Origin of the sequence: Bacillus badius NBRC 15713, from assembly GCF_001591605.1 — a bacterium.
GTDB classification, from domain to species: domain Bacteria; phylum Bacillota; class Bacilli; order Bacillales; family Domibacillaceae; genus Pseudobacillus; species Pseudobacillus badius.
In genome coordinates this window covers 1-844 of sequence record NZ_BCVF01000105.1, presented here as the reverse complement: position 1 = coordinate 844, position 844 = coordinate 1, and the positions used below count along the sequence as shown (strand labels likewise).

The window sequence follows — 844 nt, the reverse complement described above, 5'->3', positions numbered from 1 at the left end:
ACTTGCTGACATACGTCGTGAAATGGCAGAAATGCAACGCGAAGCACGCAGATTAAGCCGTGAAGTGAATGGATTGGGATCTTCATTTAACAATTCCTATGGCGGAATGATTGAAGAATCTCAGGCTCTTAACCAGCAAGTCAACCGACAAAGCCGAGTAATCCGCAGCTTGGCACGGGACATGGGAACGAGTGCTACAAGGTTAGCTTCCCAGTGGGGTGACATGAGCGAAGGTGTACGGCGGTCGCTTATACGGAATCACAACAACTTGCGCCAGTATCGGAGACAGCTAAGAGGCATTGAAGGCGACATGCTGAGCCTAAGCAATCAGATGGGGCATTATACAGGATCTACAAATGATTTTATGCGTGAAGTGCAGCGGATGGGCGCTGATCATAAACAGGTTACTGACCGAATGATCAACAGCAATATTGCTTTGCGTGCATCTTATGTCCGCCAGGCAGCCACGATGCTGAATTTAAGCACAACGTCCAGCAAGATCAATAAAATCTATGCGCAGTCTGGCAATGCTCTGTATCAAGTTAACCGCCCGCTGTTGGCAGTCACAGACAGCATGGAGCGGTTAGCAAGGCAGGGTGATCCTGTTGTTGTAGCTTTAAGACAGCTGGGGCCGAATGCGAGCATGAAAGAGCTGCAAGATCGGATTAACTTGATCAATACAGGGATTATGCGCCAGCAATCGCTTCTCATGGTTGCGGGAGTCGCATGGTTAGGCTTCACGGCGATCTTAGCGAATGCAGCTATGGGTCCTGATGTAGAAAAGAATTTAGCAGCTCAAGCCCAAGCGTGGGCGGATTATAAACAGGCATTGGCTCAGCGAACG

Annotated in this window: 1 pseudogene; it reads left to right on the top strand. The window is 49.3% G+C overall.

Annotated features, from left to right (window positions below):
- A pseudogene (locus tag BBA02S_RS21110) lies at nt 1-844 on the top strand (hypothetical protein); the annotation flags it as partial.